The organism is uncultured Streptomyces sp., assembly GCF_947488945.1.
GTDB lineage: Bacteria > Actinomycetota > Actinomycetes > Streptomycetales > Streptomycetaceae > Streptomyces.
The window spans coordinates 1-6,342 of the sequence record NZ_CANLBS010000050.1; the positions used below are offsets into that span (position 1 = coordinate 1).

Genomic DNA, 6,342 nt, shown 5'->3' on the forward strand with positions numbered 1-6,342 from the left:
CGGAATCGGCGCCCGGGGAGGCGGGGCGCGCGGAATCGGTCATGACGGGTACTCCTCGGGCTGTCGCCGGTGCCGGCGGTTCGACGTGACGGAGAGGGAGCGAAGAGGGCGCGGTGGCGGAGGTCCACGGGGGCGCGCCGCCGTGCGGTGCGCCGGGTACCGGGCGCTGCGGAGTACGCGTGGGGCGGCGCGCAGGGCCGTGGCGGCCCGGTAGGCCCCGGGCCGGCCGGGTCAGAAGGGCCGGGCAGGTCAGCGGTTCGGGCAGGTCAGAGGGTCGAGCGGTAGGGCGGCATGAACCCCATGCGCGGCATCTGGTCGGCGAGGACCCCGCCGTCCACCACCAGCCGTGCGCCCGTCAGGTAGGCGCCCGCGTCCGAGGCGAGCAGCAGCAGCGCGCCCACGCACTCCTCGGGCCGCGCGTACCGGCCCAGCGGGATGCGCTCCCGGTACGCGGCCTCGAACGCCTCCCGGTCGAAGGGGAACTCCCCGTCGATCGGGGTCTCCACCATGCCGGGGGCGAGGGTGTTGGCGGTGATGCCGTGCGGGGCCAGTTCGACGGCCAGGGTCTCGGTGGCCAGCTGGGCGGCGGCCTTGGACGCGTTGTAGTGGGCGAGTCCGGCCTCCGCGACGAGGGCGTTCTTCGAGGTGATGGTGATGATGCGGCCGGGGATCCGGTCGGCCACCATGTGTTCGGCGAGGCGTCGGCTGAGGAAGAAGACCGCGTCCGCGTTGACCCGCATGATCCGGGACCAGCTCTCGGGCGTGATCTCGTTGAACCGCTCCAGGGCGGCGGTGCCGGCGTTGTTGACGACGATGTGCACCGGCCCGGCCTCGGCGCGCACCCGGTCCGCGAAGCCGCTCAGCGCCGCGGTGTCGGCGAGGTCCTGTCCGTGGATCCGGGCGCGGCGGCCGAGCGCGGTCACGCGGGCCGCGGTCTCCTCGATGCCGTCGGCGCCCGGCAGGTCGACCAGGATCAGGTCGGCGCCCGCCTCCGCGAGCCCCACGGCGAAGGCGCGGCCGAGGGAACGGGCCGCCCCGGTGACCAGGGCGGTGCGGCCGGTCAGGTCGAAACGGGCGGTCGCGGGGGACGGGCCGGCGGCGGTCATGCGGTTCCTCCAGGCGGGGCGTACGGAAGGACGGGCCGCCGCGCCCACCGGGAGCGGGGCGGCGGCCCGGCTGCCGGCGGCGGCGCGGGCCGCGGGGGAACGGCCGCGGCGCCGGTCGCCGGCAGATCGGGGCGACGGGGCCGCGGCGATGCGGGCTGCTCCGTCGGGGCGGGGCGCGTCAGCCGTTCAGGCCCAGCAGATCGAGGGAGGGGCGGTGGATGATCTCCTCGATCTTGTCGGCGTCGAGCGGTGGCAGTCCGGGGATGCCCGGGATGCGGGCGATCTCGCGGAGCCCGCGCACGGAGTCGTCGACGGTGGTGAACGGATAGTCGCTGCCGAAGAGGAGCTTGTCGAAGACGCCGTAGTCCTGGACCAGCCGCAGGCTGTGCCAGAGCTGGAACGGCCGGTAGTGCAGGGCGCTGATGTCGGCGTAGACGTGCGGGTGCTTGCGGATGACCGCGATGCACTCGCCCTCGAAGGGGTGGCCGAGGTGGGCGAGCACCATCCGCAGCTCCGGGTGGCGGATGGCGACCGCGTCCAGGTGGCGGGGCATCGCCCACTCCAGCGGCGCCGTGGAGACGAAGGTGGTTCCGGTGTGCACCAGCAGCGGCAGCCCATGCCGTTCGGCGTAGGCGTACAGCTCGTCGTACTCCTCGGCGGCCGGGTCGAAGCCCGCGTACATCGGCATGAGTTTGATGCCGCGCAGGCCCAGTTCCTGGTGGCCGTGGCGCAGTTCGTCCTGCCAGCCGGGCTGGGTGGGGTCGAGGGCGAGGTAGCCGATCAGCCGGTCGGGCCGGCGGGCGACGTAGGCGGCGACCGCCGCGTCGTCGACCCAGAGGCCGCTGCGGCGGGCCTTGCCGCCGACCACGACGGTGCGGGTGCCCTCCGGGGCGGTGGCGGCGTAGTCGTCCCAGTTCACCGTGAGGTCGACCTCGCCGGCGTGGGCGCGGGCGGAGTCGGAGCGGAAGGGTTCGGTGAAGTCGTGGCTGTGCCGGAAGAGGTGGGAGTGGACGTCGACGATCATGTGCGGTTCCGCTTCTCCCAGCCGTCCGCGAACATGTTCCAGAAGCGGTGGCTGGGCGGGTGTTCCTCGAAGACCTCGTCGGCGAGTTCGACGCCGAGACCGGGGGCGGTCGGCAGGCCGATGTGTCCGTCCTCGATCGGCAGGGCGCCCGGCAGCGCGTCGAAGACGTAGCTCTCCAGGAGGCCGTCGAAGGTCTCCAGGATCTTGAGGTTGGGCATGCCGAGGGTCGCGTGCACCGAGACGGTGGTGCAGAGCGGCGAGTTGGAGTTGTGCGGGGCTACCATCATGCCGTGGGTGTCCGCGACGGCCGCGAGCTTGCGGACCTCGGTGAACCCGCCGGCCATGGAGAGGTCGGGCTGGATGATGTCGACCGCGTGGGTCGCGAAGAGCTGCTTGTACTCGTAGCGGTTGTGGAAGTGCTCGCCGCCGGAGATGGGGAACGCGGCCCGCTGCCGGAGTTCCGCGTACCGCTCGATGTGCGTCCAGGGCAGCGGCTCCTCGAACCAGCCGATGTCGAAGGGCTCCAGCTCGCGCAGCAGCCGTACCGCCGTCGGCATGGCGAAGCGGGCGTGCCCCTCGACGAACAGGTCGGCGTCCGGGCCGATCGCCTCGCGCACCGCGGCCACCAGGTCTACGGAGCGACGGAGTTCGGCGCGCTCCAGCTCGTGCAGGCCGGGTCCGAACGGGTCGAACTTGAGGGCGGTGAAGCCCTTGGCGACGGTCTCCTTCGCCTTCGCGGCGAAGACCTCCGGCTCGCGTTCGCCGGTGTACCAGCCGTTGGCGTAGACGCGGACGCGGTCGCGGCAGGCGCCGCCGGTGAGGCGGTAGGCGGGAACCCCGAGTGCCTTGCCCATAAGGTCGTACATGGCCTGGTCGAGGCCGGAGAGGGCGACGCCGCCCATGTCGCCGCCGCGCAGGAAGTCGCCCTGGTAGACGCGCAGCCACAGCTCCTCGACGTCGAAGGGGTCGGCGCCCAGCAGGTGGCGGCGGGCGATGGCCTCGGTGAGGGCGCAGACCTCGGCGACCCGGTAGGGGTGGGTGATCTCGCCGATGCCGGAGAGGCCCTCGTCGGTGTGGACGCGGACGTAGCCGAAGTCGCGCCAGGAGGTGCCGAGCATCAGGGTCTCGACGCGGGAGATGCGGCCGGCCGGTCCGGCCGGGCGGGTGCGGTTGACGGTGAGCATCAGTGCGCGGCTCCGCCCATGGTGGAGGTGTGGGCGAGGTCGGCGGCGCCGCCCTCGGCGAGCGCGGCCCCGACCGCGGCCTCGGTGGCCGTCACCAGCCGGTCCACGTCATCATCGGTGTGGGCGTAACTGATGTGGCTGCGCTTGAGGTTGAGCGGGAGCTCGAACACCCCGTGGTCCAGCAGCCTGCGCCGGTAGCCGACGAAGAGCGCGGCATCGTTGGCGAGCAGGTCGTCGTAGGTGCGCGGGGTGTCGCCGGGCATGAAGTAGCTGACGAAGACGGACCCGTAGCCGGTGACGACCGCCGGGACGCCCAGCCGGTCGTACATCGCGCCCAGTTCGGTGCGCACCCGCTCGCCGAGGCGGAAGACGTGGTCGTGCACGGGCTCCTCGCGGAGTTTGCGCAGGGTGGCCAGCGCGGCCGCGACCACCGAGGGATGGCCGTTGTAGGTGCCCGCGAAGAAGGCGGGGCCGCCGGGGCGGGTGGAGAAGAGGTCCATCAGGTCGGCGCGGCCGCCGATCGCCCCGACCGGAGCGCCGTTGGCGATGGCCTTGCCGAGCGTCGTGAGATCGGGGGTGATCCCGGAGATCTGCTGCCAGCCGCCGAGTGCGTGCCGGAAGCCGGTGATGACCTCGTCGAAGATCAGGACGCTGCCGGCCCTGGTGGTCTCTTCGCGCAGGGTGGTGAGGAACTCCTGGTACGGCAGCAGGGCGCCGACGTTGTGCGGCACGGGTTCCACGATGACGGCCGCGATGGAGCCGCCGAGTTCGGCGAAGGCGCGGCGCACGGCTTCACTGTCGTTGAACGGCAGGACGAGGGTGGCGTCGAGCACCTCGGGGAGGATGCCGGTGGAGATGGGGTCGTGACCGCCGACCTTGTCCGGCGCGGAGATGACGTTGAGGCTCACCGCGTCGTGCCAACCGTGGTAGCAGCCCTGGAACTTGACGACAAGACGGCGGCCGGTCGCCGCCCGCGCCACGCGCAGCGCGTGGAAGGTGGCCTCGCTGCCGGTGCTGGTGAGCAGCACCTTCTCGATGGAGGGGATGAGTTCGGCGAGCTGCTCGGCGAGGAGCACCTCGCCCTCGGTGACGCCGACGCCCATGTGGCCGATGCGGGCGCCGGCCTCGGCGGCGGCGCGGGCCACGTCGGGGTCGTTGTGGCCGAGCAGCGGGGGTCCGAACGCCGAGTGGAAGTCGGTGAACTCGCGTCCGTCGGCGGTGCGGAAGCGGGCGCCGTCGGTGCCGGTGACGACGAGATCGGTCAGTCCGGGAATGCTGCGCTGACCGCTGTTGACCCCGCCGGGCACGACCCGGCGGGCGCGCTCGGCGAGCAGGGGTCCGGGGGTGGTGTCCCCGGCCGGGCCTGAACTCATGGTGCTTGCTCCTTGCGTCGAAGGTCGTGGGTCGCACCGGCCCTGCCCGGCCGGTGGGTCCCTGGCGCCATCCGCCCGGCAGTCGCCGCAGGAAGAGGGGGATCCGTGGTGCGTGTGGTGCGCATAACGGTGGTGCGAGCACGTCGGGCCGGTGAAGTACGCCCCTGCCGACGAGTTTTCAGAACACTGTTCTGTAGTGCAGAACAGTGCTGGATATTACGACCGCCTCCCGAGACGGTCAACCCCCCTGTGTGCAACGGAAGTCGCGAAATCGGCGTACGACCTGCGGTTCCTCGGCATGGACATTTCCGGGCTGCTACGAGACTGTTCTGCCATGACGAACAGTGGTGCCCCGCAGGAGCCGAAGTACTGGGTCAAGAGCGTCGCCAGGGCGGCGGACATCCTCGAAGCGCTCGCCGCCCCATCCCGGGGAAACGGCCTGAGCGTCACCGAGGTCGGGCAGATCTGCTCGATCTCCAAGAGCGCCGCCTTCGGCATGCTCCAGACCCTGCGCGCCTACGGACTGGTCTCCGACGACGGTGAGGGCATGAACCGCCGCTACCGGCTGGGCATGAGCCTGGCCAGACTCGGCGACCGGGCCCGCTCCCAGGTGTCCCTGCGCGGGGTGGCCCAGCCGGTACTGCGCGAGCTCTCCAGGGCCACCGGCATGGCCTCCCGGCTCGCGGTGCCGGAGGACGGCCACGCGGTGGTGGTGGACCAGGTCGAACTCGACCAGCGGGTCCGGCTGGACCTGCGGATGGGCCAGCGGGAGCTGCCGCACTGCACGGGGCTCGGCAAGGCGCTGCTCTCCGCCGTCCCCCCGTCCGAGGCGGAGTCCGTGGTGGAGCGGTTCGGGCTCCCCCGGCGCACCCACCGCACCATCACCGACCCGGCGACCTTCCTCGCGCATCTGCGGGACATCGCACGCGTCGGTTACGCCCTGGACGACGAGGAGGACGCCGAGGGCATCATCTGCATCGGGGCGCCCGTCTTCGACGACCGCGCGGTGTGCGCCGGAGCCGTCAGCATCACCGGCCTCAAGCTGGGGCTGCCGGCCTGGCGCTACCAGGAGCTGGGCGGCCAGGTGCGGGACGCGGCGCGGCGGATCAGCGCGTCGCTGGGCTGGGTCGACGAGGCCGAGCACGAGTAGGGCGGGGAGCCGGCGGGCGGGCCGTCGGCTGCGTCCCGCACCGGCCCGGACGGAGCCTGGGACAGGGGCGGTTCCTCGCCACCGGCAGGCATGCGGGTCTTGACGGACGCCGAGAACCGGACGTAGGTTCCCAGCCAACCGGCTGACCCGTGCAGGTCACCGGCGGTTCATCCCGTCCGGTCCGTCTCCGGCGCCTGCCCACCGCGCCGTGCACACCGAAGACCGGACTCCTTTTCAGCCATCCGCCTCAGCGCAGTCCCCCGCAGGAACGCTCCCCTCAGACCGCACTTCTCGGAAGGCGAAGTCCGCATGAGCGTTCCTCCCGGCACCAGTCCCGCGCGTCCAGAACCGGCACGTCCCGAACGGGCGCGTCCAGAACCGGCGCAGGCCGAACCGGCACGTCCCGGCTCCGCGGGCTCCCGTGCCGTCCCCGCCGACGCCGACTCCGTACGTGCCGACGTCGTCCCTGCCGACGCCGTACGCGCCGACGCCGCGGGTCCCGGAT

Annotated in this window: 5 protein-coding genes and 1 pseudogene; 2 read left to right on the forward strand and 4 right to left on the reverse strand. The window is 72.5% G+C overall.

Annotation, left to right across the window (positions count from 1 at the left end; all coding sequences use genetic code 11):
* Positions 1-266: 266 nt before the first annotated feature.
* From Q0994_RS33680 to Q0994_RS33695, 4 genes are all read right to left on the reverse strand, one after another.
* The gene (locus Q0994_RS33680; protein WP_299542500.1) at positions 267-1,106 is read right to left on the reverse strand and encodes an SDR family NAD(P)-dependent oxidoreductase; all 840 of its coding nucleotides are present in this window, start codon (positions 1,104-1,106) and stop codon (positions 267-269) included.
* Between the two features lie 178 nt (positions 1,107-1,284).
* A complete protein-coding gene (locus Q0994_RS33685; RefSeq protein WP_299542502.1) occupies positions 1,285-2,130 on the reverse strand; it encodes an amidohydrolase family protein in 846 nt (281 codons plus the stop codon).
* Positions 2,127-3,314, reverse strand: a complete 1,188-nt coding sequence (locus Q0994_RS33690; RefSeq protein WP_299542504.1) for a mandelate racemase/muconate lactonizing enzyme family protein — start codon at positions 3,312-3,314, stop codon at positions 2,127-2,129. Before Q0994_RS33690 ends, Q0994_RS33685 begins: the two co-directional genes overlap by 4 nt.
* A complete protein-coding gene (locus Q0994_RS33695; RefSeq protein ID WP_299542506.1) occupies positions 3,314-4,687 on the reverse strand; it encodes an aspartate aminotransferase family protein in 1,374 nt (457 codons plus the stop codon). The genes Q0994_RS33690 and Q0994_RS33695 overlap by 1 nt, the downstream gene beginning before the upstream one ends.
* Positions 4,688-5,021: 334 nt before the next feature.
* On the opposite strand from Q0994_RS33695, the gene Q0994_RS33700 reads away from it, so the two are divergent.
* Together Q0994_RS33700 and Q0994_RS33705 are read left to right on the forward strand one after the other, a co-directional pair.
* Complete coding sequence (locus tag Q0994_RS33700; protein WP_299542508.1) at positions 5,022-5,837, forward strand: IclR family transcriptional regulator; 816 nt, start codon at positions 5,022-5,024, stop codon at positions 5,835-5,837.
* A gap of 309 nt (positions 5,838-6,146) precedes the next feature.
* Positions 6,147-6,342: pseudogene (locus Q0994_RS33705) on the forward strand (serine/threonine protein phosphatase); the annotation flags it as partial.

Bases quoted from the DNA above. Each gene is read 5' to 3' on its own strand.
- Q0994_RS33680 (WP_299542500.1), bottom strand. From the start codon at position 1,106: ATGACCGCCGCCGGCCCGTCCCCCGCGACCGCCCGTTTCGACCTGACC.
- Q0994_RS33695 (WP_299542506.1), bottom strand. From the start codon at position 4,687: ATGAGTTCAGGCCCGGCCGGGGACACCACCCCCGGACCCCTGCTCGCC.
- Q0994_RS33700 (WP_299542508.1), top strand. From the start codon at position 5,022: ATGACGAACAGTGGTGCCCCGCAGGAGCCGAAGTACTGGGTCAAGAGC.
- Q0994_RS33690 (WP_299542504.1), bottom strand. From the start codon at position 3,314: ATGCTCACCGTCAACCGCACCCGCCCGGCCGGACCGGCCGGCCGCATC.
- Q0994_RS33685 (WP_299542502.1), bottom strand. From the start codon at position 2,130: ATGATCGTCGACGTCCACTCCCACCTCTTCCGGCACAGCCACGACTTC.